Genomic DNA, 26,502 nt, shown 5'->3' on the forward strand with positions numbered 1-26,502 from the left:
CGGTGATCGCTGCGATCAGCACGCGCGACCGTCCCGGACGTCGAGGCGCATGCCATTGACTCGGTGGACATGATATCTATCATTGGTGTATACCTGGCCTCAGTCGGAGCATCGCCATGACCACGACCGCAAAACTTTTCCAGTCGGGACGCAGCCAGGCCGTGCGCCTGCCCAAGGCCTTGCGCTTTGAAGGTGATCAAGTCATTGCTCGGCGCTTCGGCAACGGCGTGTTGTTGCTGCCGGTGGAGGCGCCCTGGCAGTTGATGCGTGAGGCAGTCGAAGAGTTCGAGCCAGGCTTTGCCCTGCAACGCGACCAACCCGAGCAGCAGGTGCGGGAGGACTGGTTGCGATGAGCCGCGTGCTCTATCTGCTGGATACCAACATCTGCATCTACATCATCAATCGGCGTCCGCCTAGGGTGTTCGAGCACTTCGCTGGCCTGCAGATCGGGCAGGTCGCGATTTCCAGCATCACCGGCGCCGAGTTGGACTATGGCGTGGCCAAGAGTGGATCCCAGCGCAACCGTCAGGCGCTGGACAAGTTCCTGGCACCGCTGGATGTGCTTTCCTTCGATGAAGCCGCCATGCGTCGTTATGGCGCGCTGCGCAGCGGATTGGAGCGTCAGGGCACACCGATCGGAGCAATGGATCAATTGATCGCGGCGCATGCGCTGGCGCTGGACGCGGTGCTGGTCAGCAACAACCTACGTGAGTTCGAACGTGTGCCTGGGCTGCGACTGGAGAACTGGGTGTCCGCCGGATGAGTTCGCCGGTCGCAACGGTGCCGCGCCAGGATTCCGCCTGGCCGCAAGGCTTTGCCGATCAGGCGATGCGCTGGCACCAGTCGACCCCGTGATTCAGGCCCTGCGCCAGCTGGCCCCGCCGGGGCCGGAATGAGGCGGCCACCACGCTTGCACCTGCATGGGTGGTTGCGGACCTTGCGCTGGACGGCCGTCGCTGTGCTGGTGGCGCTGATGGTCCTGGACTTCGCCTTCCCGCCGCCGCTGCCCAAGGCGCGCGATACCAGCACGCTGGTGGTGGCGCGCGACGGCACGCCGCTGCGGGCCTTCGCCGATCGCGACGGGGTGTGGCGCTATCCGGCCTCGCCCGAGGGCGTCTCGCCGCTGTACCTGCAGGCGCTGCTGACCTACGAGGACCGCTGGTTCTGGCGGCATCCGGGCGTCAATCCGTGGGCGCTGCTGCGCGCGGGCGGGCAGATGCTGCGGCGCGGGCAGATCGTCTCGGGCGGCTCGACGCTCACCATGCAGGTCGCGCGCATCCTCGACCCGCACACGCGCACGCCCTGGGGCAAGGCCAAGCAGCTGCTGCGCGCGCTGCAGCTGGAGGCGCACCTGAGCAAGCGGCAGATCCTCGACCTGTACCTGGAGCGCGCGCCGTTCGGCGGCACCATCGAGGGCGTGGAGGCCGCCAGCTGGGCCTACCTGGGCAAGCCGGCCGCGCGCCTGTCGCATGCCGAGGCCGCGCTGCTGGCGGTGCTGCCGCAGTCGCCCAGCCGGCTGCGCCCGGACCGCCACCCGCAGGCCGCGCGGGCGGCGCGCGACAAGGTGCTGGCGCGCATGGTCGCCCTCGGCGTGTGGACCCAGGCGCAGGTGGACGATGCCCGCATCGAACCGGTGGTCGCGCGCGCCCTGCAGCCGCCGCTGAGCGCGGCGCTGCTGGCCGAGCGCCTGCATCAGCAGCAGCCGCGCGCCGCGCGCATCGTCTCCACGCTGGACGCCGACCTGCAGCGCACGCTGGAACAGCGCGTCACCGCCTACTTCTCCAACCTGCCGGAGCGCACCTCGGCGGCGCTGCTGGTGGTGGACAACACGACGATGGAGGCGCGCGCCTACGTGGGCTCGGTGCAGTTCGGCGACGACAAGCGCCTGGGCCACGTGGACATGGTGCAGGCCTGGCGTTCGCCGGGCTCGACGCTCAAGCCCTTCCTGTACGGGCTGGCGCTGGACGATGGGCTGATCCACTCGGAGAGCCTGCTGGTCGATGCGCCGCAGGGCTTCGGCGGCTACCGGCCGGGGAACTTCGATGCCGCCTTCAACGGGCCGGTCGGCGCGGCCGAGGCGCTGCGCCTGTCGCTCAACGTGCCCGCGGTGGACGTGCTGGACCACGTCGGCCCGACGCGCTTCGCCGCGCGGCTGGCCAACGGCGGCATCGCGCTGCGCTTCCCGCGCGGGGCGGTGCCCAACCTGGCGATGATCCTGGGCGGCACCGGCGCGCGCCTGGAGGACCTGGTCGGCGCGTTCGCCGCGTTCAACCGCGACGGGCTGGCCGGGCGCGTGCGCTATCGCCCAGAAGACCCGGTGTCCGACCGTCGACTGCTCTCGCCGGGCGCGGCCTGGATCATCCGCCAGGTGCTGCAGGATAACCCACGGCCCGGCGAGAGCGTGGGCACCTTCGACACTGGTGGCCGCCCGCGCGTGGCCTGGAAGACCGGCACCAGCTACGGCTACCGCGACGCGTGGGCGATCGGCGGCACGCGCCGCTATACGGTCGGTGTGTGGGTCGGCCGGCCCGACGGCACGCCGCTGCCGGGCCAGTACGGGGCGGTGACCGCGCTGCCGCTGATGTTCGAGGTGATCGACAGCCTGCCGCGCAGCCGTGGCGATGCGGCGGCCGTGGCGCCGCCGGCCAACGTGGCCCAGGTCGAGGTGTGCTGGCCGCTGGGCCTGCCGCCCGACCCGCAGGCGCCGCAGCTGTGCCAGCGTCGGATGCAGGCCTGGACGCTGGACGGCAACGTGCCGCCGACCTTCGCCGAGCGCGACGCGCGGCTCTGGCGTGCCGGGCGCGAGAGCTTCCAGCGCGATGCCGCCAGCGGCCAGCGTCTGTCGGCCGAATGCACCCGGCCGCATGCGGCGCAGGAGGCGAGCATTGCGCGCTGGCCGGCGCTGACCTCACCCTGGCTGAGCGTGGCCGAACGCCGCGCCGCCCAGCTGCCGCCGCTGGCGCCGGACTGCGCGCCGGATGGACGCGAGGCCAGCGCCGCGCTGCGCATCGAGGGCCTCAACGACGGCGCCACGCTGGCGCGTGCGCCGGGCAGCGACAAGCCGGCCAGCGTGCGCCTGCGCGCCTTGGGCACCGAGGCCGAGGTGCAGTGGCTGCTCGACGGGCGCTGGATCGGCCTGACCCGCGGCGCGCGCAGCTTCGAGCACGGCTTCGAGCAGCCGGGCGAGCACACGCTGACCGCGCTGGCCGACAGCGGCGCGTGGAGCACGCTGCGTTTCCGTGTGCTGCGGTAGGGAAGCAGGGGGCAGGGGTCAGAGGTTGGCGCTAGTCGTCCGGGCGCGCATGCAGGGATTGGGGGCATGTCCTAAAGAAAACGCCGGGCGATGCCCGGCGTCTGTGTGTCAAATCAACTTCCTTGCAGGAGATGCTTACTGAAGCAAGAGTCGGCGATACGCCTGGCCCCTGTCCCCAGCCTTACTTACCGATCCACCCTTCCAGCATGTCCGCGAACTCATCGGCATGCTCTTCTTCCTGCTCCAGGATGCGCTCGAGGATGCGCTTGGTGGTGGTGTCCTTGTCGCCGATGTAGTTGATCATCTGGCGGTAGCTGTCGATGGCGATGCGCTCGGCGATCAGGTTCTCCTTGACCATGTCGCGCAGGTCGCTGCCTTCCTTGTACTCGGCGTGCGAGCGCGCGGTCAGGGTGTCGGGGTTGAGATCCGGCTCGCCGCCGAGCTGGACGATGCGCTCGGCCAGCATGCCGGCGTGGTCCTGCTCCTGCTTGGCGTGCTCCAGGAACTCGGCCTTGACCGCGTCGGCCAGCATGCCCTTGGCCATGAAGTAATGGCGGTAGTAGCGCAGCACGCACACGTATTCGGTGGCCAGCGCCTCGTTGAGCAGCTTGACGACTTCCTTGCGGTCGGCCGTATAGGAATCGGTGATCGCGCCGTCCTCGAGCTTCTTGCGCGCGTTGGCGCGCAGGGTCTCGCGATCGGCCAGGTCGGCGGCCGAGGTGTGGTTGAACTTGGTGGCTGATGTCTTGGACATTGGCTTGCCTCGCTTGATGGATGTGCGGTGGGAAGGATCAGTCGGGAAGGTGTTGCAGCACGTAGTCGGCGGAGGAGACCTCGAACGCACCGGGCTCCTCGACCCAGAGTTGCTTGACCACGCCGTCCTCGGCGTAGAGCGCGTAGCGCCTGGAGCGCAGGCCCATGCCCTGCGCGCCCAGGTCCAGCTCCAGGCCCAGCGCGCGTGCGAAGTCGCCGCTGCCGTCGGCCAGCAGCTGCAGCCCTTCGGGCACGTGCAGCGATTCGCCCCAGGCCTTCATCACGAACGCGTCGTTGACCGACACGCAATACACCTCGATGCCGCGCTTGCGGAATGCGTCGAAGTGCTCGATGAAGCCAGGCAGATGACGCGCCGAACAGGTCGGGGTGAAGGCGCCCGGGACCGCGAACAGCACGACCTTGTGCGCGCCGAACAGGGTCGGGGTGTCGACCTTCTCCACGCCCTGGCGGATGCGGGTCAGGATGACTTCGGGGATGGGGTCGCCGATCTGGATCGTCATGGGAGCTTTGGAGGCGCGGGAGGGCGGCCGCGTGAACCGTACCCTAGGCAGGGCCGTGGGAAGGCGGCGTCAAAACCCTTGAAAAGCCGCATGCCGCGCTTATCTGTTGGTCACGGAGGCCACGGGCCCCTGCCGCACGCACGTCGCGTCTGCGGCCATCCAATCGGAGACATTCATGATGAATTTCGTGCGCTATCAAGGCTGGCCCGTCCGCCCCGGCCAGCTCGAACTGGGACGCGTGTTGGACCGCTTCGCGCAGGCCGGCCAGGCCGCCACCGACAGCGTGGGCTGGACCCCGCGCGTGGACGTGAAGGAAGAAGCGAACCGCTTCGTGATCTTCGCCGACCTGCCGGGCGTGGACCTGGAGGCGATCGAGGTGCAGATGGACAAGAACGTCCTGAGCATCCGTGGCGAGCGCGCCGCGCCGCAGGCCGGCGAGGACGCCCGCTTCACCCGTCAGGAGCGTCGCCATGGCGCGTTCGCGCGCAGCTTCACCCTGCCGGACACCGCCGACGCCGAGGGCATCGTCGCCACCGGTCGCAACGGCGTGCTGGAAGTGGTGATTCCCAAGCGGCCCGAGGCCGCGCCGCGTCGCATCCAGGTCGGGTCGATCCAGTAACCTGTACCCCGGCCCGCGTTCCGCGCGGGTCCCATGAACCGGTCGCGATGCGGTGTTTGCCGCATCGTGGCCAGGATCGGGCCCGCGGCTGCCAAGCCGCGGGCCTTCTTGCGGAGGTACGATGGAATTCAAGGACTACTACCAGACGCTTGGCGTTGAACCCACGGCCGGCGAGGCGGAGATCAAGACCGCCTACCGCCGCCTGGCGCGCAAGTACCACCCCGACGTCAGCAAGGAGGCCGATGCCGAGGAGCGCTTCAAGGCGGTCAACGAGGCCTACGAGGCCCTGCGCGATCCGGAGAAACGCGCGGCCTACGATCAGCTGCGCGCGCGCGGCTATCGGCCCGGGCAGGAATACCAGCCGCAGGACTTCGGCGGCGGCTACGGCGGCCAGGGCTTCGACTTCGAGGAAGTCTTCGGCAGCGCCGGGGGCGGCGGTGCTGGCTTCAGCGATTTCTTCGAGAACCTGTTCGGCCAGCGCGCGCGCGGCGGTCCGGGCTTCCGCAGCGGCCAGGCGCCGCGCGGCGATACCCGCGCCAAGCTGTCGGTGCCGCTCAAGGCGGTCTACGAGGGCAGCAGCATCCGCGTGACCGTCAACGGCAAGCAGCTGGACGTGCGCGTGCCCAAGGGCATCAAGCCCGGCCAGGCAATCCGCCTGAGCGGGCAGGGCAACGGCGGCGGCAACCTGCTGCTGGAGATCGAGTACGCGGCCGATCCGCAGTTCGAAGTGGACGGGCGCAACATCATCCACGTCCTGCAGGTCACGCCCTGGCAGGCGGCGCTGGGCGCCACGGTGAGCGTGCCGACGCTGGGCGGTTCGGTCGAGCTGAAGATCCCGCCCGACTCCGACGCCGGGCGCAAGCTGCGCCTGCGCGGCCGCGGCCTGCCGGGTCCGCCGGATGGCGACCAGATCGTGGAGCTGGAGATCACCGCGCCACGCGCGGTCACCGAGGCCCAGCGCAAGGCCTACGAGAAGCTGGCAAAGGCCTTCGCCGACAGCTGACCCACGCCCGCGTTGAGCCAGAATGCGAAACGGGCGCCGCAGGGCGCCCGTTTCGTGTTTCGCGATGGCCGGCTGGCGTCAGGCGGCCGAGGTCGGCGGCTGGCGCGCGGCGCTGAGGATGCGCTCGATGACCTCGGACAGTTCGTCCTCGGAGAAGGGCTTGGTCAGATAGGCCTTGGCCCCCTGGCGCATGCCCCACATGCGGTCGGTGTCCTGGTCCTTGGTGGTCACCAGGATCACCGGGATGTGCTTGGTGGTGGGCTCGCGGCTGAGCTGGCGGGTGGCCTGGAAACCGTTGAGGTTGGGCATCACCACGTCCATCAGGACCATGTCGGGCAGCTCGCGCTTGGCCAACTCGACCCCCTGCACGCCATCCTCGGCGGTGATCCACGTGTGTCCCAGCTTTTCCACGATGCGCTGGATGCCCAGCAACTGCGACGGTGAATCGTCGACGATGAGAATGCGCGCCATACCCTGTGTCCTGACCTGTCCCCTGCGCAGGATTGTAGAGGCCTTTGGTGGCGCTGCGTAGGCGGCGCGCACCGTCAATCCGCATGCCTTCTGCCGTCCATCCGCGGCCGCGACCCGCAGCGTGATCGCGCTCACGGAATCTTCGCTGGTACGAGGCGACGCGACAGCGCCGGTCGCCCGCGTGGAGACGTCGATCGACAGGCCCGTGGCCTGACGCCTCCGTTGCCTTGGCTCAGCGCAGCGCCTGCGGCGCTTTCCGTCGATCCGCACCGCAACAGGCTTTGGGCGCCAATCCGATCAACGCGTCGCTACGCGCCTGTTGCTTACCGCAGCGCCTCGCGGCGCTTCTCGTCGATCCGCGCCGCAACAGCCCTTGGGCGCCAGTCTGATGAACGCGTCGCTACGCGCCTGTTGCTTACCGCAGCGCCTCGCGGCGCTTCTCGTCGATCCGCGCCGCAACAGCCCTTGGGCGCCAGTCTGATGAACGCGTCGCTACGCGCCTGTGGCTCACCGCAGCGCCTCGCGGCGTTTCTCGTCGATCCGCGCCGCAACAGCCCGTGGGCGCCAGTCTGACCAACGCGTCGCTACGCGCCTGTTGCTTACCGCAATGCTTCGCGGCGCTTTTCGTCGATCCGCGCCGCAACAGCCTTTGGGCGCCAGTCCGATCAACGCGTCGCTACGCGCCCTATTGCTTACCGCAGCGCCTCGCGGCGCTTTTCGTCGATCCACTTGCTCGCCTGTGCTGGCGTATACGCGCGCATCCACCCCAGCAGCGCATCAATCTCCTCGCCATGCCACAGATCGGCGCGCTGGGCCGCGTGCAGGAAGCGCTGCTCGACCATGCGGTCGATCATCGCGATCAGCGGCTGGTAGAAGCCGTCGATGTCCAGGAACGCGCAGGGCTTGTTGCCGATGCCCAGCTGGCGCCAGGTCAGCATCTCGAAGATCTCCTCCATCGTGCCGAAGCCGCCGGGCAGGGTGATGAAGCCATCGGCCAGGTCGAACATGCGCGCCTTGCGCTCGTGCATGGAGCCGACAATCTCCAGCTGGGTCAGGCCGCGATGGGCCACTTCCCAGTCCACCAGCTGCTGCGGAATCACGCCGACCACCTCACCGCCGGCGGCCAGCACCGCATCGGCCACCGCTCCCATCAGCCCGACCTTGCCGCCGCCGTAGACCAGGCGCAGGCCTTCGGCCGCCAGCCGCTGACCGAGTTCGGTGGCGCGCTGGACGTAAACGGGCTTGGCGCCGGCGTTGGAGCCGCAGTAGACGCAGATGCTTTTCATCGGGGATTCGGGATTGGGGATTGGGGATTTGTAAAAGCAGACGCCGGGCGTGTGCCCGGCGCGGTGGTGCGGGAGGAGATCCAGGAGCAGGGACGTGCTTTCGCCAATCCCCAATCCCGAATCCCCAATCCCAACTTCAGTTGGCCTTATGAATCGCCCGCTTGCCCACCGCCATGGCGGCGTCGTGCACCACCTCGGACAGCGAGGGGTGGGCGTGGCAGATGCGGGCCAGGTCGTCGGCCGAGCCGCTGAACTCCATGGTCAGCACGCCTTCGTGCACCAGCTCGGAGACGTTGACGCCGACCAGGTGCATGCCCAGCACGCGGTCGGTCTCGGCGTGGGCCAGGACCTTGACGAAGCCGGCCGGCTCGGCCATCGCCACGGCGCGGCCGTTGGCGGCAAACGGGAAGCTGCCGGCCTTGTACGGCACGCCCTCGGCCTTGAGCTGCTGCTCGGTCTTGCCGACCCAGGCGATCTCCGGCTCGGTGTAGATGACCCACGGGATGGTGTCGAAGTTGACGTGGCCCGGCAGGCCGGCGATCAGCTCGGCCACCGCGATGCCTTCCTCGAAGCCCTTGTGCGCCAGCATCGGGCCGCGCACGCAGTCGCCGATGGCCCACACGCCGTCCACACCGGTGTGGCAGTGCTCGTCGACCACGATCTGGCCGCGCTCGTTGAGCTGCACGCCGGTGCCCTCGGCCAGCACGCCCTTGGTCGCGGCGCGACGGCCCACGGCCACCAGCAGCTTGTCCACGGTCAGGGTCTGCTCGCCGGAGGCGTCGGTGTAGGTGACCACGACCTCCTTCTTCTTGCCCTTGCTGGTGACCTCGGTCGCGCTGACCTTGGCGCCGAGCTTGATGTCCAGGCCCTGCTTCTTGAACTCCTTGGCGGCGGCCTTGGCCACTTCGGCATCGGCGGCGGCCAGGAACTCCGGAAGCGCCTCCAGGATGGTGACTTCGGCGCCCAGGCGCTTCCACACGCTGCCCAGCTCCAGGCCGATCACGCCCGCGCCGATCACCGCCAGGCGCTTGGGCACCTCGGTGAAGTCCAGTGCGCCGACGTTGTCGACGATGTTCTCGCCGTCGAACTTGGCGAACGGCAGCTCGATCGAATCCGAACCCGGCGCCAGGATCACGTTGGTGCCCTGCAGCTCGACCTCGCTGCCGTCGTGCTGCTTGACCTTGACCAGGTTGCCCGGCTGCAGCTGGGCGAAGCCGTAGTACGGGATCACCTTGTTGGCCTTGAACAGCATGCCGATGCCGCCGGTGAACTGCTTCACGATCTTGTCCTTGCGGCCGACCATGGTGGCCACATCGATCTTGGCGTCCTTGAAGCTGATGCCGTGCTCGCCGAACAGGTGGCCCATGTTCCAGAACTGGCGCGAGGAGTCGAGCATCGCCTTGGAGGGGATGCAGCCCACGCGCAGACAGGTGCCGCCCAGGGCCGGCTTGCCGTCCTTGCCGAGCGCCGCATCGATGCAGGCGACCTTCATGCCCAGCTGGGCGGCGCGGATGGCCGCGTGATAGCCGGCCGGACCGGCACCGATGACGACGACGTCGTATTGCTGTGTTTCGCTCATTTCATTCGCTCACGGGATTCGGGATTCGGGATTGGAGATTCGGGATTAGTAAAAGCCGGTGGGGAATAGGACTGGGGACGCTGTTAAGAATCCCCAATCCCGAATCCCCAATCCCGGCCTCACAGACCGAACAACATCCGGCCCGGGTTCTCCAGCTGGTTCTTGATGTCCACCAGGAACTGCACCGAGTCCTTGCCGTCGATGATGCGGTGGTCGTAGGACAGGGCGATGTACATCATCGGCGCGATCACGACCTGGCCGTTCTCGGCGATCGGGCGCTCCTTGATGGCGTGCATGCCCAGGATGGCGCTCTGCGGCGGGTTGACGATCGGGGTGGACAGCAGCGAGCCGAAGGTGCCGCCGTTGGTGATGGTGAAGGTGCCGCCCTGCAGATCGTCCAGGCCCAGCTTGCCGGCGCGCGCCTTGGCGGCGTAGTCGGCGATGCCCTGTTCGACCTCGGCGAAGGACTGGCGCTCGACGTTGCGCAGCACCGGGGTGACCAGGCCCTTGTCGGTGGACACGGCGATGGAGATGTCGCTGTAGCCGTGATAGACGATGTCCTCGCCGTCGATCGAGGCGTTGACCAGCGGGAAGCGCTGCAGCGCGTTGGCGGCGGCCTTGACGAAGAAGCTCATGAAGCCGAGCTTGATGCCGTGGGCCTTCTGGAACTCGTCCTGCAGTTCCTTGCGCGCCGCGCTGACCTTGGCCAGGTTGACCTCGTTGAACGTGGTCAGCATCGCGGTGGAGTTCTTCGAATCCATCAGGCGCTTGGCGATGGTCTTGCGGATGCGCGTCATCGGCACGCGCTCCTCCGGACGGGCGCCGGCGGCCTTGCCCACGCCGCCACCGGCGGCGAACTTGACGATGTCTTCCTTGGTCACCGCGCCGCGACGGCCGGTGCCTTCCACCTGGGCCGGATCCACGCCCTGCGTGATGGCGGTGAAGCGCGCGCCCGGGGGCAGGTTGTCGGTGCCGGCGGCGACCTTGGGCGCCTCGGCCTTGGCCGGGGCGGGGGCCTGCGCCTTGGCCGGAGCCTCGGACTTGGCGGCCGGCTTGACCTCTTCCTCGGCCGGCTTGGCCGGGGCGGCCTGCGCGGCGGCGCCTTCCTCGATGATCGCCAGGACCTGCGAGGAGGTCACCGTGTCGCCCTCGGCGAACTTGATTTCCTTGAGCACGCCGTCCACCGGCGAGGGCACCTCCAGCACGACCTTGTCGGTCTCGAGGTCGACCAGATTCTCGTCGCGCTTGACGGCCTCACCGGCCTTCTTGTGCCAGCTGGCGATGGTGGCGTCGGAAACGGATTCGGGAAGGACCGGAACTTTGACTTCGGTGGCCATGCGGGAGCGTCCTAGGGATTTCTGGAGTGTTGATCGAAAGGGTGAAAGGCTTATTCGGCGACGAGGTCGTTGCCGAAGGTGTTGACCAGCGCGTCGGCGACCAGCTGCTGCTGCTCGGCCACGTGCTCGGCCATGTGGCCGGCGGCCGGGGAGGGCGAACGGGCGCGGCCGGCGTAGTGCAGCGACTGGCCCTGCGCCAGGCAGGCCTGCAGATGGTGCTTGATCTGATACCAGGCGCCCTGGTTCTGCGGCTCTTCCTGGCACCACACCACGTCGGTGGCGTTGGCGTACTTCTTCAGCTCGGCCGCCAGCAGCTCGCGCGGGAACGGATAGAGCTGCTCCACGCGCAGGATCGCCACGTCGTCCTGGCCGCGCTTGGTCGCATCCTCGAGCAGGTCGTAATAGACCTTGCCCGAGCAGGCCACCACGCGCTTGACCTTCTTCGCATCGGCCTTGGCGTCGGGGATCAGGTGCTGGAACTCGCCGTCGGCCAGCTCCTCGAGCGTGGACACGGCCAGCTTGTGGCGCAGCAGCGACTTGGGCGTCATCACGATCAGCGGCTTGCGCGTGGTCATGCGCATCTGCCGGCGGATCATGTGGAAGCACTGGGCCGGAGTGGTCGGCACGCAGACCAGCATGTTCTCCAGCGCGCACAGCTGCAGGAAGCGCTCCAGGCGCGCCGAGCTGTGCTCGGGGCCCTGGCCTTCGTAGCCGTGCGGCAGGAACAGCGCCAGGCCGGTGATGCGGCCCCACTTGGCCTCGCCGGCGGCGATGAACTGGTCGATCACCACCTGCGCGCCGTTGGCGAAGTCGCCGAACTGGCCTTCCCAGATGCACAGCGCGTTGGGATCGGTGGTCGAGTAGCCGTACTCGAACGCCATCACCGCCTCCTCGCTGAGCAGCGAGTCGATCACGGTGGCGTCCTGCGGATCGTCCACCAGCTGGCGCAGCGGCAGGTAGTAGCTGTCGGTCTTCTGGTCGTGCAGGATCGCGTGGCGATGGAAGAAGGTGCCGCGGCCCGAGTCCTGGCCGACCAGGCGCAGGGTGTTGCCCTCGGACAGCAGGGTGGCGTAGGCCAGGTTCTCGGCGAAGCCCCAGTCGCCCGGCAGCTCGCCCTCGGTCATCTTGGCGCGGTCCTCGTAGATCTTGGCCACGCGCGCGTGCAGGCTCACCCCTTCCGGGATGGTGTTGATGACCTTGGCCAGCTGCTTGAGCTTGTCCAGCTTGACCGTGGTGTCGACCGGATCGGACAGCTTGCCCGACAGGTACTTGGACCAGTCGATGGCCAGCGGATCGCGCTCGGGCTTGGCCAGCTCGGTGGTGTAGGCGCCGGAGTCCAGCTTGTCGCGGTAGGCGTCGACCATGGCCTTGGCGTCGTCGGCGCCGATCACGCCGTCCTTCTCCAGACGCTCGGCGTAGAGCTCGCGGGTGGTCTTGTGCTTGCGGATGACCTGGTACATCAGCGGCTGGGTCGCGGCCGGCTCGTCGGCCTCGTTATGGCCCCAGCGGCGGTAGCAGACCAGGTCGATGACCACGTCCTTCTTGAACGCCTGGCGGAACTCGTAGGCCAGGTTGGCTGCGAACACCACCGCATCCGGGTCGTCGCCGTTCACGTGCAGCACCGGGGCGCCGACCATCTTGGCCACGTCGGTGCAGTACAGGGTCGAGCGCGCGTCGTCGCGGGCGCTGGTGGTGAAGCCGACCTGGTTGTTGATGACGATGTGCACGGTGCCGCCGATGGCGAAGCCGCGCGCCTGCGACATCTGGAACAGCTCCATCACCACGCCCTGGCCGGCGAAGGCGGCGTCGCCGTGGATCAGCACCGGCAGCACGTGGCTGCGCTCGGTGTCGTGGTAACGCTCCTGGCGCGAACGCACCGAGCCTGCGACCACCGGGTCGACGATCTCCAGGTGCGAGGGGTTGAAGGCCAGCGCCAGATGCACCGGGCCGCCGGGCGTGGCCACGTCGGCCGAGAAGCCCATGTGGTACTTCACGTCACCGGTGTGGGCGCGGTCGTCGTGGGCGTGCTCGAACTTGCCTTCGAACTCGTCGAACAGCTTGCGCGGGTTCTTGCCCAGGGTGTTGACCAGCACGTTGAGGCGGCCGCGGTGGGCCATGCCCACGGCGATGTCGCGCATGCCGTCGCTGCCGCTGCGGCGCAGCACCACGTCCAGCATCGGGATCAGCGAGTCGCCGCCTTCCAGCGAGAAGCGCTTCTGGCCCACGTACTTGGTGTGCAGGTAGCGCTCCAGTCCCTCGGCGGCAGTCAGCCGCTCCAGCGTGCGCTTGCGGGTGTCCGCGTCCAGGCCGTACTGGCCACCGGCGGTCTCCAGGCGCTCGTACAGCCAGCGGCGCTGCTCGAAGTCCGGGATGTGCATGAACTCGGCGCCGATCGAGCCGGTGTAGGTCGCCTTCAGGCGGGCCACCAGGTCGCGCAGGACCATGCGCGGCTGGCCGCCCACGCCACCGGTGCTGAACTCGCTGTCCAGATCGCGCTCGGACAGGTTGTGCCAGTCCAGGGTCAGGTCGGGCGGGTTGACCGGCTCGGTCAGGTTCAGCGGATCGAGGCGGGCGTTCAGATGGCCGCGCGAGCGGTAGGCGGTGATCAGGCGGCCGACGTGGCGCTCGCGCTCATCGGAGGGCGTCGCGCCGTTGGCAGCGTTGGCGGCCTGCTTGGCGGCCTGGGTGATGTGCGAGATGGCGGCCGAATGCGGCACATCGCCGGCCTCGCGGCCCTTGAAGCCGTCGAAATAGGCGCGCCACTTGGGATCCACGCTGTCCGGCGAGACCAGGTACTGCTCATAGAGGTCTTCGACGTAGGCGGCGCTGCCGCCGTTGAGCTGGGAGGACTGCACGAACTGCTTGAGAAGATTGTCCACGATGGTGGCCTTGAGGCGTCGTTTTGTGGGTTGGAAAGGCGGGCGCGGCGGTCGCGTCTCCCGCTCTGGCGGGTCCGATGCGCACCAATGCGGCGCAACCATCAAAGTATAGGCGTGGGCCTGAATCTCACCGGCGTGTGTCCGGCGTCAGCGGCGCGGCGTGGCGACAATGACCCACTATGCGGGACATTGCCGCGGACACCGCATTGCGGCCCTGCACAGGCGCTTCACAGGCCAAGCGCGCGCAGCTCGGTGCAGGGACGGGCGCGTTCCCAATAGCGGGCGAAGGCCTCGCGCAGCTGGCGGCTGCGGCCGGGTGCGTCGGGCTCGAATTCGCCCTCGATGCGGTGGCCGAGCGGGCGGAAGTAATGGCCACCGGTGTCGTTGACCGCGAAGGCGGCGGCATAGACCCGGTCCACCGGCTCGGTCACGAGGCGCAGCTGGAAGCTGGTCGGCAGGCGCTGGGCCAGCGGGATCAGGGCCGAGCCGGCGTGCTGCGGCGTTTCCAGGTCCTGCATCAGGATGCGGATCTCCACCCCGCGCTGGCGCACCGCCAGCGTGCGCAGGGCCTCCAGGACCGGCGGGGCGTCGAGCAGCCCCGGGTCCAGCTCGCGGGTGTAGCAGCACAGCAGGCTGCGGGCGGTGCCGGCCAGGGCGACCAGGGCCTCGACCGCCTCGGACTGGCGCTCGACCAGCATGGCGCGCTCAGTCGCGCAGCTTCAGGCGCATGAACTGGTGCGGGATGCCGACATCGTCGAAGGGCTCGCCGATGGAAACGAAGCCGTGCCGGGTATAGAAGCCCTCGTTGGCGACCTGCGCGTACAGGGTCAGGTCCTTCCAGCCGTTGGCGCGGGCCTTGTCGATCATGGCCTTGAGCAGGGCCTCGCCGACGCCGCGGCCGCGCCAGGGCTTGAGCACCGCCAGGCGGCTGAAGCGGCCGTCCGGGGTCAGGCGCGCGGTGCCGATCGGCGCGCCGGTCGAGCTGATCGCCAGCAAGTGGTCGCCGGCCGGGTCCAGCGAGTCCCACTCGGTATCCGGCGGGATGTGCTGTTCGGCGACGAACACCTCCTCGCGCACCCAGCGCAGCGCCTCGCGGTCGGCGATGAACGAGGCCGGTCGCAGCGTGAAGTCAGTCGGTGTCGAAGTCGTGGTCATCCTCATCGCTTCCTGGCAGCAGGTAATGGCCGGAACTTACCAGAACCGATGTCGCCGCACGGCCGGCTTCGCCCAAGGTCTGATATGCCGCCTGGTCCAGGACCTCGGCGGCGGCCAGCAGGCGGGCATCGCGCAGCGGCATCGTCAGGGCCTGGCCGCTGGCGAACAGCACCGCGCCCTTGCGCGCCCGGCGCCAGGCCATGCGCGTCATCGGGTGGCGCTGCAGCACCGCGCCCTGGGCCAGGGCCGCCTCGACCTCGGCCCGGTCCGGGGCGTGCTCGGGCACGGCCGCGGTGCCGGCGCTGCGGTAGGTGGTGATGAAGCGGCCGAACCATTCGCCCAGCCGGTCCGGGTCGTTCATGCGCAGCGCGTTGAGCGCCTCGACCACCCGGCCCATCGCCGCCGCATCGATCTCGAAGGGATCGGCCGGGACGGTCAGATCGCGGTCCTGGTAGCGGATGCCCTCGTCGGCGTCGGCCACCAGCGTGTCCAGGTAGTCGCCGATCAGCTCGGCGGCCGAGGGCGCGCGCATGCCGACCGAGAAGGTCAGGCATGCATCCTCGGCCACGCCGTTGTGCGGCACGCCCGGCGGCAGGTAGAGCATGTCGCCCGGCGCCAGCACCCAGTCGTGGCTGGCGCTGAAGCGGCGCAGCAGCTTGAGGTCGACATCGTCGCGGAAGGCCAGCGGCGGATTGGGCGAGGCATCGATCTGCCAGCGGCGATGGCCATGGGCCTGCAGCAGGAACACGTCGTACTGGTCCACGTGCGCGCCGACCGAGCCGCCGGGCGCGGCGAAGCTGACCATGATGTCGTCGATGCGCCAGCGCGGCAGGAAGTCGAAGGCCTCCAGCAGCGCGGCGATGTCCGGATCCCACTTGTCCACGTCCTGCACCAGCAGGGTCCAGTCGTGGTCGGGCATGGCCGGGAACTCGGCCTCCTCGAACGGCCCGCTGCGCACGCTCCAGCCATCGCGGGCGCGGTCGTGCTGGATCAGGCGCGACAGCGCGGCCTCCTCGCAGGCCAGCCCGGCCAGATCCCCGGGCTCGATCGGCGAGACGAAGCCCGGGAAGGCGTTGCGCACCAGCAGCGGGCGCTTCTGCCAGTAGTCGCGCAGGAAGGCCTGCGGCGACATGCCCAGCAGCGAGCGGCCGCCGGCGTCGACTTCGATGGGCAGGGCGCGCGGGGCGCGCGCAGGCGGGGTGATGCGTTTGGACATGATGGGGTCGGATCGGGTCAGGAAGTCGGAACGGCGGCGTCCAGCGTGCGCTGGCGCAGATAGAGGTAGAGCGGCAGCCCGGAGGACACGCCGATGCAGCAGGTGGCCAGCGCCGCGAGCCAGGCGCGCCGGACCGGCAGGCGCCGGTGCTCCAGCTGCATCCAGACCAGCAGGACCACGGCAGAGCACAGCACGTCCAGCCCGAAGAAGCCGCCCACGCGCGTGGAGAACAGCTCGCTTACCAGCGCTGGCAGGTCCAGGCCGTGGGCGTTCAGCCAGGGCCAGAACCACAGCAGCGGCACCGCGGTGCCGACCACGAACAGCGTCAGGTACAGCGCGCGGGCGAACGGGGAAGCAGGCGAGGGCATGGCGGCGGGCCTGGGCGTGCCGACGGGCGGCGGAAGACGCGCATTGTCCCGCGATTGCCCGGCGCTTACAGCACCTTGTTGTCGCGACCGTGGTCTTCCACCGCGGGCTTGCCGGACGGATTGAGGGTATTGCCATTGCCAAGGAAGCGGATCCTGCCGATCCGCGTGGCCAGCACGACGTTGTCGTCGCCCTCCAGCTGGACCAGGTCGACCTGGGTCAGGTTGAGGGTGTTGCGCTGGCCGGTCACCGTCGCCTGACCGAGCTTTTCGTTGAGCACGGTGATGTCGTGGCCTTCCACGCGCAGGGACTGGGCCTGGCTCAGGTTGAGCTCGACGTGCGAGCCGGTGATCACCACCGCGCCGCAGGCCCCGTCGATGACCACGCTGGCGCGGTCGCGGGTCAGCCGCAGGTCCTTGCCGCCGCACTGCGCGCCGTTGGCAGGATCGACCAGGGTCTGCGCTGCCGCGGCGGGCGAAGCGGTGGGCGAGGCGCCGCCGCAGGCCGTCAGTGCCAGAATTCCCGGCATCAGTCCAATCGTCACCATGGTCCGGATCGCGCGCATAATCCAACGCCTCCTCCTTTGCGGGAGGGCGGAGCCTAGCAAGCTCAGCGTGCGATCGCCGCGTAGCCCTGCGCGCTGAACTGGATCAGGCACCAGCCATGGCCGAACGGGTCGTGCAGGGTGGCGATGCGGCCCCAGTCGGCCTGCCGCACCTGGCCTTCGCGCACCATGCCGGCCGCTTCGGCGCGGGCCAGGGCCTGGGCCAGATCGTCGACCACCACGTCCAGGTGCAGCGGCGTCCAGTGGCGCGCGTAGTCGCGCGGCCGGTCGGCCGCCGCGGGCGTGCCGGCCGAGGCCTGCAGCAGGTAGATCGGCACGGCCGCGCCGAGCAGTTCCAGCACGCCTTCGCCCAGGCGCCTTCCGGGTCTCAGGCCGAAGGCGTCGCCGTACAGCGCCTGCGCGCGATCCAGGTCCGCCACGTCGATGTTGATCAGCAGCCGCATGGCGCTGGCGCCCGATCGCGGCGATGGCTCGGCGCCGGCCACCGCGGCAGCGGTCAGATCTGGCGGGCCAGGGCCGCGGCCAGGCCGGTGTAGCGGCCCGGGGTCAGCGCGCGCAGCTGCTCCTTGTCCTGCGCCGGCAGGTCCAGGGTTTCGACGAAGGCGCGCATCGATTCGGCGGTGATGCCCTGACCACGGGTCAGGGCCTTGAGCTGCTCGTACGGGTTGGGCAGGCCATGACGGCGCATGACGGTCTGCACGGCCTCGGCCAGCACTTCCCAGGCCGCGTCCAGGTCGGCCTCCAGGCGCTCGGGCGCCACGGTCAGCTTGCCCAGGCCCTTGGCCAGCGAGTCCAGCGCCACCTGGGTGTGGCCGAAGGCCGTGCCCAGCGAGCGCAGCACGGTCGAGTCGGTCAGGTCGCGCTGCCAGCGGCTGATCGGCAGCTTGACGCTGAAGTGCTCGAACAGCGCATTGGCCACGCCGAAGTTGCCTTCGGCGTTCTCGAAGTCGATCGGGTTGACCTTGTGCGGCATGGTCGAGGAGCCGATCTCGCCTTCCTTGAGCTTCTGCCTGAAGTAGCCCAGCGAGATGTAGCCCCACACATCGCGCGAGAAGTCGATCAGGATGGTGTTGGCCCGGCGCGCGGCATCGCCCAGCTCGGCCACGTTGTCGTGCGGCTCGATCTGGGTGGTGTAGGGGTTGAACACCAGCCCCAGGCGCTCGACGAAGCCCTTGGCGAAGGCCGGCCAGTCCACCTCCGGGTAGCTGATGGCGTGGGCGTTGTAGTTGCCCACCGCCCCGTTGATCTTGGCGGTCAGCTCGACCGCGCCGAGCTGGCGGATCTGCCGCTCCAGGCGCGCCACGACGTTGGCGATCTCCTTGCCCAGCGTGGTCGGCGAGGCGGTCTGGCCGTGGGTGCGCGAGAGCATCGGCTGGTCGGCCTGGGCGTGGGCCAGCGCGCGCAGCGTGGCGGCGATGCCCTCCAGCGCCGGCAGCAGCACCTGCTGGCGGGCCTGGTGCAGCATCAGGCCGTAGGACAGGTTGTTGATGTCCTCGCTGGTGCAGGCGAAGTGCACGAACTCCAGCGCCGGGCCCAGCTCGGCGTCGCCGGCCAGCTGCTCCTTGATGAAGTACTCCACGGCCTTGACGTCGTGGTTGGTGGTGCGCTCGATCTCCTTGACCCGCGCGGCCTGCTCGACGCTGAAGTCCTCGGCCAGCGCGCGCAGCCGGGCGATGGCCTGGGCGGAGAAGGGCGCCAGTTCGACGATGCCCGGCTCGGCGGCCAGGGCCAGCAGCCATTCCACCTCGACCTTGATGCGGGCGCGGATCAGGCCGTACTCGGAGAAGATCGGGCGCAGCGCGTCGACCTTGGTGGCGTAGCGGCCGTCGAGCGGGGACAGGGCGAGCAGGGAGGCGTTGGTCATTGCGGCAGGCTGGCGAAGGAAGAAGCGGGGCGGACGCCGGCGCGCGGTGCGCAGGCCTGGCGTGGCGGGTGGGCCGCACAGTTTACCCGTCCCGTCCGGGTCACGCCCCGGGGCGTATCCTTCGCCGCGTCCAGCCAGCCGCTGCGGAACACGCGCGTGCCAGCCGTAGCCCTCGAAACAGAAGGAAACACGCTGATGTCGAACAAGGTCCGTCTAGAACACGACAGCATGGGCGAGCTGCAGGTGCCCGCCGAGGCCCTGTGGGGTGCGCAGACCCAGCGCGCCGTGCAGAACTTCCCCATCTCCGGCCGGCCGATGCCGCGCGGCTTCATCCGCGCCCTGGGGCTGATCAAGGCCGCCGCCGCGCAGGTCAATGCCGAGCTGGGCCTGCTGCCCAAGGCCACCGCCAAGGCGGTGCGCAAGGCCGCGCTGGAGGTGGCCGACGGCGCCTACGATGCGCACTTCCCGATCGACATCTACCAGACCGGCTCGGGCACCTCGTCCAACATGAACGCCAACGAGGTCATCGCCAACCTGGCCTCGCGCGCCGGCGGCAAGGGCGAGGGGGTGAAGAAGGCGGCGCAGGCCGTGCACCCCAACGACCACGTCAACCTGGGGCAGAGTTCCAACGACGTGGTGCCGACCGCGATCCGCGTCAGCGCGCAGCTGGCCGTGGTCGAGGACCTGCTGCCGGCGCTCAAGCACCTGCGCAAGACCATCACCGCGCGCGGCAACGCGGCCGGCGGCATCGTCAAGACCGGCCGCACCCATCTGATGGACGCCATGCCGCTGACCTTCGCCCAGGAGTTCGGCGCCTGGGCCGCGCAGCTGGCCTCGGCCGAGGACCGCATCGCCGATGCGCTCAAGCGCCTGCGCCGGCTGCCGCTGGGCGGCACGGCCATCGGCACCGGCATCAATGCCGATCCGCGCTTCGGCAAGCAGGTGGCCAAGGCGCTGAGCGAGCAGACCGGGGTCAAGTTCGAGAGCGCCGCCAACAAGTTCGAGGGCCTGGCCGCGCAGGACGACGCGGTCGAACTCTCCGGCCAGTTCAATGCGCTGGCCGTGGCGTTGATCAAGATCGCCAACGACCTGCGCTGGATGAACTCCGGCCCGCTGGCCGGCCTGGGCGAGATCGAGCTGCCCGCCCTGCAGCCGGGCAGCTCGATCATGCCGGGCAAGGTCAATCCGGTGATCCCCGAGGCCACGGTGATGGTCTGCGCCCAGGTCATCGGCCACCACACCGCGATCACCGTGGCCGGGCAGACCGGCAACTTCCAGCTCAACGTGGCCCTGCCGCTGATCGCCGCCAACCTGCTCGAATCGGTGCAGCTGCTGAGCAACGTCTCGCGCCTGCTGGCCGACTCGGCCATCGCCGGGCTGACGGTGCGCGAGGACAACGTGCGCGCCGCGCTGGAGCGCAATCCGATCCTGGTCACCGCGCTCAATCCGGTGATCGGCTACGAGAAGGGTGCGGCCATCGCCAAGCAGGCCTACAAGCAGAACCGGCCGGTGATGGAAGTGGCCATCGAGGTCACCGGGATGAGCGAGGCGCAGCTCAAGCCGCTGCTCGATCCGGCGGCGCTGGCCAAGGGCGGCATCCACGGCAAGCCGGGCGGTGGCGGCGGCTGAGATCTCGTCTTCTGTGCGCCATTCGCCGTGCGTCTTGCGCGCGATGAAAGAAGCCGGCGTATTTGCCCGCTTTTTTTGTTCTTCGCAGTATCGAGGGGGCGCGGTGGATGCGTGTTGCGGCTTCGGACGGGCCGCGGTCCGGCGGGCGCTGTCCGCTTTGCCCTCGATCGGGGCATTCAATCCGTTGCGAACGACAGGCCCGGCGACTTCGCGATGCAATCCAGGTCCAACGCCGCGCTGGGATCATGCAGAAACGCCAGGGTCAGTTGCCCGCCGCAGCGGTTGAACATGGCGCCGTGCGCCTGGCCGGGGACCATGACGAATCGCGCGTAGGGCAGGGTCCGCAGCAGACGCCGCCCCCAGGCCGGCGGCGTGACGGGATCGAATTCGCCGGCCAGGATGAGCGTTGGCACCTCGCTGCGGACCGGCGCGTTGGCGTCGGCATCGGCGGCGGCGACATGCCAGGCCGCGCACGTTTCGGGCGTGGTGGTGCGGGCGTCGAAGCCGCCCAGACCCAGTGCGGGCGAGACTTGCGCGGCCATGCGCTGCGGCGACTCGAACGGCATTTCCTCGCTGCACCAGATCGACAGGCGCAGCCCCCAGTTGAAGCGCGAGGGCGTCTGGTCGCGCAACGCCAGCAGTGCCCGCGGATGGCCGTCCGCCGCTTCGGAGATCAGGCGCGGGAGCGTCGGAATCTTCGCAGGCTGCTGAAGCGCGCTGGCGAGTGCGTCCACCACCTCGCGCCCGCGCAGCGCCTGGCCGTCGGGTCCTGCGATGCCCTGACGATCGGCCTGCGCGACCAGCGATGCGAAACGCTCCCGCAGCCGCGGATAGCGCGTCGCGCAGGCCGGCTCGCTCGAGCAGCCATCGAAGACTAGGTCGAGCGCGCGCTGCAGCGCGGCCGTCGCCATTTCGTCGTAGTGGATGTCGATCGGCAGCACCGAATCGAGGATCGCGCTGCGAACGCCTTGCGGATGGCGCGCCAGCACGGTCTGCACCAGGCGGGTGCCGGAGGAATAGCCGATCAGATTCCACTGCGCGATGCCCAGCAGTTGACGCAGGTCCTCCAGGTCATCGGCGGTCTGCGCGTAGGTATAGCCGTCCAGATCGATGCCCGCCGCGGACAGGGCCGCACGGCAGCGCGCCGCGGCCGCGGTCTGCGCTGCCGAAGCCGCAGCGGAGGCGCGCAAGGTGTTCAGTTCCGGGCACGCCAGCGACGGCTGGGCGTACAGGTTGCCGCGGCCCTCGAGCAGGATCTGATCGCGCTCGGCGAGAAACGGATTGCCTTTCCCCGAGACCCGGCCCTCCACGCTGCTCAGGCCCGGTCCGCCCGGCAGGTAAACCACCGGATCCGGCGCGGGCGCGGCGGCGGTACTGCGGAAGATCATCACCGGCAGGCGGATCGGCCGGGTCTGGCGGGCCTGGCGGTTCTCGGCAACGATCAGCACGCCGCAGTCGATGCGCTCGTCCCTGGCGACCGTCGCCGGACAGGCGCCGGGTTCGAAACGTGGGGTCACCGAACGCGCGGCAGGCACCCCGGCGGCGGCGGACAGGGCGGCGCCCAGGCAGAGGGCCAGGACAGGAAAACGGCAAACCTTGAGCATCGCGCTCTCCTCGATCGGGAACGTGCGGTGGGCTTTACGTGTCGATTTCAACTGCTCGATGAGGCCGCCGAAGAACGGCGTGCCACGCACTGCGCTGCCCCTGCCGGCGTGCTGGCAGGTCTTGGATCAGGCGCCTGTCAGCGCCCCTGGAACCGCCGACTCAGCGGGCCTCGAGCCGGATGGTCTCCATGCTGGCCGAGTAGGCGCGCAGCTCGGGGAAATCCGTCAGCAGCTGCTGCTGCAGGGTACGCAGCTGCGCGTCAGGCGCGATGGTGACCGGCTTGCCGCCGCTGGCCTGCAGCTGGTCGAGCACCTGCTGACGACGCATCTGCAGCTGGCCGAAGTAGTGCTGCAGCTCGGCGGTTTTTTCCGACGATTGCGGCAGCACCACGTCGTCGATCTTCAGCGTCCCGCCCGGACCGATGCCCACCGGCGCGCCCGGCGACTGGCGCAGGATGACCTCCATCGTGGTCACCGAGGTGGCCGGCTTCATGCGCTCGGCGCGGGCCGAAGGCTGGCCGCCGTTGCCGCAGGCGGTCAGGACGAGCGCGGCCGCGGCCGCGAGCAGGGACGGGCGAAGGAATCTGGACATGAGGCGCATTGTAAGCACCGTGCCCCGTGACGCCCTTGCCCATCGCGGCCGCATTGTCGTCAGAAGTCCCAGTCCTGCTTGTTCATGCAGTCCTTGACGTCGCTTTCGTCCATGGTCGCGTACGGCCGGAACTCCGGCTGGGCCGCGGCCCAGGCCTGCTGCGCCTGCAGCAGGGCCGGCATGCGCGCGCACAGCTGTTGGACGCGTGGCTTGATCTTCTCCTTGACGGTGGCCTCGGTCTGCTTGCTGATCTCATCGTCGGACTTTCCGGACAGCACGCCCTTGAGCGCGCTGGCGGCGGCGTCGATGCCGAGCTTGGCGCCTTCCAGGCCGATGGCGATGCCGTCGCGGGCCACGCTCTGGATCTGCGTGCGATAGGCCCGGCCCAGCGCCTTCTGCTCGGCGTTCATCGGCACCGGCTTGCCCTCGATCAGCAGTTCGCCGTCCGGGGTCAGTTCGGCCTTGGGCAGGTGGCTGCCATCGTCCTTCAGCGAGAAGTTCTCGGTGGCCAACTTCTCCTGGGCCTTGGCCAGCTCGCCCTTGCTGTCTTCCATCTCGGCCGAGGCCTTCTCCAGACCCTTCTGGGCCTCGGCCAGGCCGTTCGTGGCCGGCTGGCAGGCGGCCAGGATCAGCACGCCGGTGCTCAGCATCACGCGCAACGGGGACATCTTCATGGCGGATGGTTCCTTGCAGGAAGTGGATGTGGAGTTCAGCGGTCCTTGGGGACGCTGACCGTGCCGCTGACGTGCCCGGTGTCGACATCGCCGCTGCCGACGCTGTGGACGGTGAAGTTGCCGCGCACGTCATCCACGCGCAGGTCGCCCGAGCCGATCGAGCCGACCTCGACGTTCCCGGACACACCGCGCAGGCCGACGTCGCCCAAGCCGATCGACTTCACCGTCACCGCGCCGGTCTGGCGCAGCGTCAGGTCGCCCGAACCGACATCGCCGACCTCGACCGCGCCGCCGATGCGATCGCCCTCGACATCGCCCGAGCCGATCGAGAGCAGCCTGAGGCTACCGGCGCCATGCAGCTTCAGATCGCCGGAGTTGACCTTGGCGGTCACCGGCCCGGCGATGTCGCGCAGCTCCACATCGCCCGAACCCACATCGGCGCTGGCCGCCCTGGCGCCGTCCAGCGTGGCATCGCCCGAGCCGACATCCAGCTGCACCAGCACATCGGTGGGCACGGTGCCGGTGATATCCAGGTAGGTATAGCTCTCGCCCATGGAGAAGCGCAGCGGCCGGTCCTCGGCCAGGCTGACCACCAGCTTGTCGCCCTGGCGCTGCTGGGTCAGGGTCAGATCCTTGATGCGGTCCTGGCTGGCCGCGCACGCGCGTCCGGAGAGCGCGCCGGATGCGCCGGCCGAGGCCTTGAGCTTGAGGTCGTTGGAGCCGACCTTGAACAGCACCGACTTGGCCCCGGCCAGGTCAAGATCGAGCTTGCGCGGCTCGGAGAACTTGCAATGCGCCTCGTCGGCGGCATGGGCCAGCAGCGGGGTGGCGCCGGACACGGCCAGGGCGGTGAACAGCAGGCAGCGGGTGAGCGTTTGCATCGTCGAATCCTTGCGAGGAGATGAAGGGGAAATCAGGCGTCGTCGCGGCGGCGGCGGATGACCACGGCCAGGGCGATCAGCGCGATGCCGACCGCGGCGCCGATCCACAGGTCCGCGCTGGCGTAGATGGAAGGGTCGGTCAGGTTGTGCAGGCCCATGCGCAGGCTGTCGGTCGGATCGCCGGCGGCGTTGAGCGCGCTCTCGGCCGTCTCGTTGTGGGCCATGCGCGCCGGCTGCCACATGCCCGGGATCACGCTCAGCAGGCCGCGGTACATCACCGTGTACCAGACCGGACCCAGCGGCAGGCGCACGCCCGGCATCGCCGCCATGATGCTGACCACCAGGCACAGCAGCAGCGGCACCAGCACCGCCCACAGGAAGGGCACGCGCCGCGCCCAGGCCGAGCACAGCATCAGCCAGCCGATCGCCGGCAGCGACCACAGCATGTAGATGGGCAGGGTGGCCAGCACAGAGCCGATGATGCGGAACGGATGCGAGGCGGTGAAGATCGCGCCGGCGCCGGGCAGACCGGCCGCCGAGGAGGCCACGGCGATGATCACCCACAGGCCTAGCCCGACCAGGAGGCCGACCACCAGCGACACCACCTGCGTCAGCAGCAGTGCCCAGGTCAGCTTGGAGGCGACCGTCATCGTGTCCGATACCGGCAGCGACTTCCAGAACAGCACGCTGCGGTCGTGGCGGTCGTTGTACAGGCTGCCCAGGCAGTAGAAGAACACCACGAAGGCGACCACCACGCTGGCGATGGCGAAGCCGGACAGCAGCGCGATGTCGACGGCGATGCCGTAGCCGGTGGCCAGCTTGCTGAAGTCGCTGCCGACGGTGTCGCCGCCCATGTGGCTGCGCATCTGGATCGCGCCGATCACCGCGCCCAGCGCGGCGAAGAACAGCACGATGCCGCCGGTGATCACCTGGGCCCAGAGGAAGCCGCCGCGGTTTTCCCAGTATTCGCGGCGCAGCAGCCAGGCGAACACGCCGGGCTTGGTCAATGTGCGGGCAGGGGCGTTCATGCGTAGGTTCCTTTCATGATGGCCACGAACAGATCGGCCAGGCCGGGGTTGCGGGTTTCGCCCAGGGCGTCGAGCTGCGCGCGCGGCACGCCGTCGAACAGCATCACCGTCTTGCCGAACGGCAGGGCGCGCTGGTCGATCGGGCGCAGGCTGCGGGCCTGCTCGACGCTGGCCTCGGAGACCAGCAGCTCGGTGTAGCGCGAGCCGACCTCGTCCATGGTCGCGGTCAGGGCGATGCGCCCATCGCGGATGAACATCACGTCGGTGAGGATGTGCTCGATCTCCTCCACCTGGTGGGTGGTGACGATGATCGTCTTGTCCTCATCGAAGTAGTCCTCCAGCAGGCGCTGGTAGAACTGCTTGCGATAGAGGATGTCCAGGCCCAGGGTCGGTTCGTCCAGCACCAGCAGCCGGGCGTCGATGGCCATCACCAGGGCCAGGTGCAGCTGCACGATCATGCCCTTGGACATCTCGCGCACCCGCAGGTTGGGCTTGAGCTGGGTGCCCTCGAGGAAGCGCAGACACTTGGCCCGGTCGAAGCGCGGATGCACGCCGCCGACGAAGTCGATGGCCTCGGACACCTTCATCCAGCGCGGCAGCACGGCCACGTCGGCGATGAAGCAGACCTCGCGCATCAATGCGTCGCGGCTATGGCGCGGGTCCATGCCCAGCACCTTCAGCTCGCCCTCAAACGGGGTCAGGCCCAGGATCGCCTTGAGCGCGGTGGTCTTGCCGGCGCCGTTGGGGCCGATCAGGCCGACGATGCGGCCGGATTCGATCAGGAAGCTGGCGCCGTCCAGCGCGGCCTTGTTGCGGTAGGTCTTGCGCAGGTCGCTGGCCTGCACGACCGGGGTGGTCACGGCATTCATGGATTGCCTCCCTTGGGCAATTCTTCGAAGGTCAGGCCCAGGCGGGCGATGCGTTCGGCCACGGCCGGCCATTCGTCCTTGAGGAAGCGCTCGCGCTCGGTGGCCAGCAGTTTCTTGGCCGCCTCCTCGGTGACGAACATGCCCAGGCCGCGCCGCTTCTCGACCAGGGCCTCGTCGGCCAGTTCCTGGTAGGCACGCGAGACGGTGATGGGGTTGAGCTGGTATTCGGCGGCCACCTGGCGCACCGAAGGCAGGGCGTCGCCGGGCTTGAGTTCACCATCGAGCATCATGGCGATGACCTTTTCCTTGAGTTGGCGGTAGATGGGAGCGCCGTCGCTCCACTGGATGGGTGTCATGG

27 protein-coding genes are annotated in these 26,502 nt (G+C 69.1%); 6 read left to right on the forward strand and 21 right to left on the reverse strand.

Features of this window, described 5'->3' with window-relative positions:
* Positions 1-116: 116 nt before the first annotated feature.
* The 3 genes from EAT51_RS10880 (at position 117) to pbpC (ending at position 3,253) form a co-directional block, all read left to right on the forward strand.
* Positions 117-353 (forward strand): antitoxin, encoded by a 237-nt coding sequence (locus EAT51_RS10880; RefSeq protein WP_130517866.1) that lies wholly within the window; start codon positions 117-119, stop codon positions 351-353.
* Positions 350-763 carry a type II toxin-antitoxin system tRNA(fMet)-specific endonuclease VapC gene (vapC, locus tag EAT51_RS10885; RefSeq protein WP_228257895.1) on the forward strand — a complete coding sequence of 138 codons (414 nt, stop codon included), beginning with the start codon at positions 350-352 and terminating at the stop codon, positions 761-763. The genes EAT51_RS10880 and vapC overlap by 4 nt, the downstream gene beginning before the upstream one ends.
* Positions 764-892: 129 nt before the next feature.
* Positions 893-3,253: a penicillin-binding protein 1C gene (gene pbpC, locus EAT51_RS10890; RefSeq protein WP_130517868.1), complete on the forward strand. Its 2,361-nt coding sequence runs from the start codon at positions 893-895 to the stop codon at positions 3,251-3,253.
* 181 nt (positions 3,254-3,434) lie between these two features.
* On the opposite strand, the gene EAT51_RS10895 is transcribed toward pbpC, so the two are convergent.
* Entirely contained in the window at positions 3,435-4,007 is a 573-nt protein-coding gene (locus EAT51_RS10895; RefSeq protein ID WP_130517870.1) for a ferritin-like domain-containing protein, read from the reverse strand.
* Between the two features lie 37 nt (positions 4,008-4,044).
* Positions 4,045-4,527, reverse strand: coding sequence for a peroxiredoxin (locus EAT51_RS10900; protein WP_130517873.1), 483 nt, complete (start codon positions 4,525-4,527; stop codon positions 4,045-4,047).
* A gap of 178 nt (positions 4,528-4,705) precedes the next feature.
* Here EAT51_RS10900 and EAT51_RS10905 point away from each other — a divergent pair, with 178 nt between their 5' ends.
* A complete protein-coding gene (locus tag EAT51_RS10905; protein ID WP_130518741.1) occupies positions 4,706-5,146 on the forward strand; it encodes an Hsp20/alpha crystallin family protein in 441 nt (146 codons plus the stop codon).
* Positions 5,147-5,267: 121 nt separating this feature from the next.
* Entirely contained in the window at positions 5,268-6,149 is an 882-nt protein-coding gene (locus tag EAT51_RS10910) for a DnaJ C-terminal domain-containing protein (protein WP_130517876.1), read from the forward strand.
* 78 nt (positions 6,150-6,227) lie between these two features.
* On the opposite strand, the gene pilH is transcribed toward EAT51_RS10910, so the two are convergent.
* From pilH to purB, 12 genes are all read right to left on the reverse strand, one after another.
* Positions 6,228-6,620 (reverse strand): twitching motility response regulator PilH, encoded by a 393-nt coding sequence (pilH, locus tag EAT51_RS10915; protein WP_130517878.1) that lies wholly within the window; start codon positions 6,618-6,620, stop codon positions 6,228-6,230.
* A gap of 692 nt (positions 6,621-7,312) precedes the next feature.
* A complete protein-coding gene (locus tag EAT51_RS10920) occupies positions 7,313-7,906 on the reverse strand; it encodes an LOG family protein (protein ID WP_130517879.1) in 594 nt (197 codons plus the stop codon).
* 136 nt (positions 7,907-8,042) lie between these two features.
* A complete protein-coding gene (gene lpdA, locus EAT51_RS10925; RefSeq protein ID WP_130553976.1) occupies positions 8,043-9,485 on the reverse strand; it encodes a dihydrolipoyl dehydrogenase in 1,443 nt (480 codons plus the stop codon).
* A 119-nt stretch (positions 9,486-9,604) separates the two neighbouring features.
* Positions 9,605-10,822 carry a dihydrolipoyllysine-residue succinyltransferase gene (gene sucB / locus EAT51_RS10930; RefSeq protein WP_130553977.1) on the reverse strand — a complete coding sequence of 406 codons (1,218 nt, stop codon included), beginning with the start codon at positions 10,820-10,822 and terminating at the stop codon, positions 9,605-9,607.
* A gap of 50 nt (positions 10,823-10,872) precedes the next feature.
* Complete coding sequence (locus EAT51_RS10935; protein WP_130561606.1) at positions 10,873-13,701, reverse strand: 2-oxoglutarate dehydrogenase E1 component; 2,829 nt, start codon at positions 13,699-13,701, stop codon at positions 10,873-10,875.
* Positions 13,702-13,928: 227 nt separating this feature from the next.
* Complete coding sequence (locus EAT51_RS10940; RefSeq protein ID WP_130561607.1) at positions 13,929-14,399, reverse strand: DUF7931 domain-containing protein; 471 nt, start codon at positions 14,397-14,399, stop codon at positions 13,929-13,931.
* A gap of 7 nt (positions 14,400-14,406) precedes the next feature.
* On the reverse strand, positions 14,407-14,856 hold the full coding sequence (locus EAT51_RS10945; protein ID WP_165394515.1) for a GNAT family N-acetyltransferase: 450 nt from the start codon (positions 14,854-14,856) through the stop codon (positions 14,407-14,409).
* On the reverse strand, positions 14,831-16,072 hold the full coding sequence (locus EAT51_RS10950; protein ID WP_130561608.1) for a ribosomal protein uL16 3-hydroxylase: 1,242 nt from the start codon (positions 16,070-16,072) through the stop codon (positions 14,831-14,833). The genes EAT51_RS10945 and EAT51_RS10950 overlap by 26 nt, the downstream gene beginning before the upstream one ends.
* Positions 16,073-16,089: 17 nt before the next feature.
* Complete coding sequence (locus tag EAT51_RS10955) at positions 16,090-16,440, reverse strand: DUF2834 domain-containing protein (protein WP_130561609.1); 351 nt, start codon at positions 16,438-16,440, stop codon at positions 16,090-16,092.
* A gap of 65 nt (positions 16,441-16,505) precedes the next feature.
* Positions 16,506-16,967: a DUF3060 domain-containing protein gene (locus EAT51_RS10960; RefSeq protein ID WP_228257896.1), complete on the reverse strand. Its 462-nt coding sequence runs from the start codon at positions 16,965-16,967 to the stop codon at positions 16,506-16,508.
* A gap of 80 nt (positions 16,968-17,047) precedes the next feature.
* Complete coding sequence (locus tag EAT51_RS10965; RefSeq protein ID WP_130561611.1) at positions 17,048-17,446, reverse strand: VOC family protein; 399 nt, start codon at positions 17,444-17,446, stop codon at positions 17,048-17,050.
* 53 nt (positions 17,447-17,499) lie between these two features.
* Positions 17,500-18,867, reverse strand: coding sequence for an adenylosuccinate lyase (gene purB, locus EAT51_RS10970; RefSeq protein WP_130561612.1), 1,368 nt, complete (start codon positions 18,865-18,867; stop codon positions 17,500-17,502).
* A 195-nt stretch (positions 18,868-19,062) separates the two neighbouring features.
* Here purB and EAT51_RS10975 point away from each other — a divergent pair, with 195 nt between their 5' ends.
* Positions 19,063-20,496, forward strand: coding sequence for a class II fumarate hydratase (locus tag EAT51_RS10975; RefSeq protein WP_130561613.1), 1,434 nt, complete (start codon positions 19,063-19,065; stop codon positions 20,494-20,496).
* A gap of 176 nt (positions 20,497-20,672) precedes the next feature.
* On the opposite strand, the gene EAT51_RS10980 is transcribed toward EAT51_RS10975, so the two are convergent.
* The 7 genes from EAT51_RS10980 to EAT51_RS11010 all read right to left on the reverse strand — a co-directional run bounded on the left by EAT51_RS10980 (position 20,673) and on the right by EAT51_RS11010 (position 26,500).
* The gene (locus EAT51_RS10980; RefSeq protein WP_130561614.1) at positions 20,673-22,190 is read right to left on the reverse strand and encodes an alpha/beta fold hydrolase; all 1,518 of its coding nucleotides are present in this window, start codon (positions 22,188-22,190) and stop codon (positions 20,673-20,675) included.
* A gap of 70 nt (positions 22,191-22,260) precedes the next feature.
* Positions 22,261-22,692, reverse strand: a complete 432-nt coding sequence (locus EAT51_RS10985; protein ID WP_130522772.1) for a hypothetical protein — start codon at positions 22,690-22,692, stop codon at positions 22,261-22,263.
* A 59-nt stretch (positions 22,693-22,751) separates the two neighbouring features.
* Positions 22,752-23,366, reverse strand: a complete 615-nt coding sequence (locus EAT51_RS10990; RefSeq protein ID WP_130517905.1) for a YggN family protein — start codon at positions 23,364-23,366, stop codon at positions 22,752-22,754.
* Positions 23,367-23,401: 35 nt separating this feature from the next.
* Entirely contained in the window at positions 23,402-24,247 is an 846-nt protein-coding gene (locus EAT51_RS10995; RefSeq protein ID WP_228257897.1) for a DUF2807 domain-containing protein, read from the reverse strand.
* A gap of 32 nt (positions 24,248-24,279) precedes the next feature.
* The gene (locus tag EAT51_RS11000) at positions 24,280-25,275 is read right to left on the reverse strand and encodes an ABC transporter permease (RefSeq protein WP_130561615.1); all 996 of its coding nucleotides are present in this window, start codon (positions 25,273-25,275) and stop codon (positions 24,280-24,282) included.
* Entirely contained in the window at positions 25,272-26,144 is an 873-nt protein-coding gene (locus EAT51_RS11005) for an ABC transporter ATP-binding protein (RefSeq protein WP_130522771.1), read from the reverse strand. Before EAT51_RS11005 ends, EAT51_RS11000 begins: the two co-directional genes overlap by 4 nt.
* Positions 26,141-26,500, reverse strand: coding sequence for a GntR family transcriptional regulator (locus EAT51_RS11010; protein WP_130532124.1), 360 nt, complete (start codon positions 26,498-26,500; stop codon positions 26,141-26,143). The genes EAT51_RS11005 and EAT51_RS11010 overlap by 4 nt, the downstream gene beginning before the upstream one ends.
* Positions 26,501-26,502 lie beyond the last annotated feature (2 nt).

It is taken from the genome of Pseudoxanthomonas winnipegensis (assembly GCF_004283755.1).
In the GTDB taxonomy this organism is placed as follows: domain Bacteria; phylum Pseudomonadota; class Gammaproteobacteria; order Xanthomonadales; family Xanthomonadaceae; genus Pseudoxanthomonas_A; species Pseudoxanthomonas_A winnipegensis.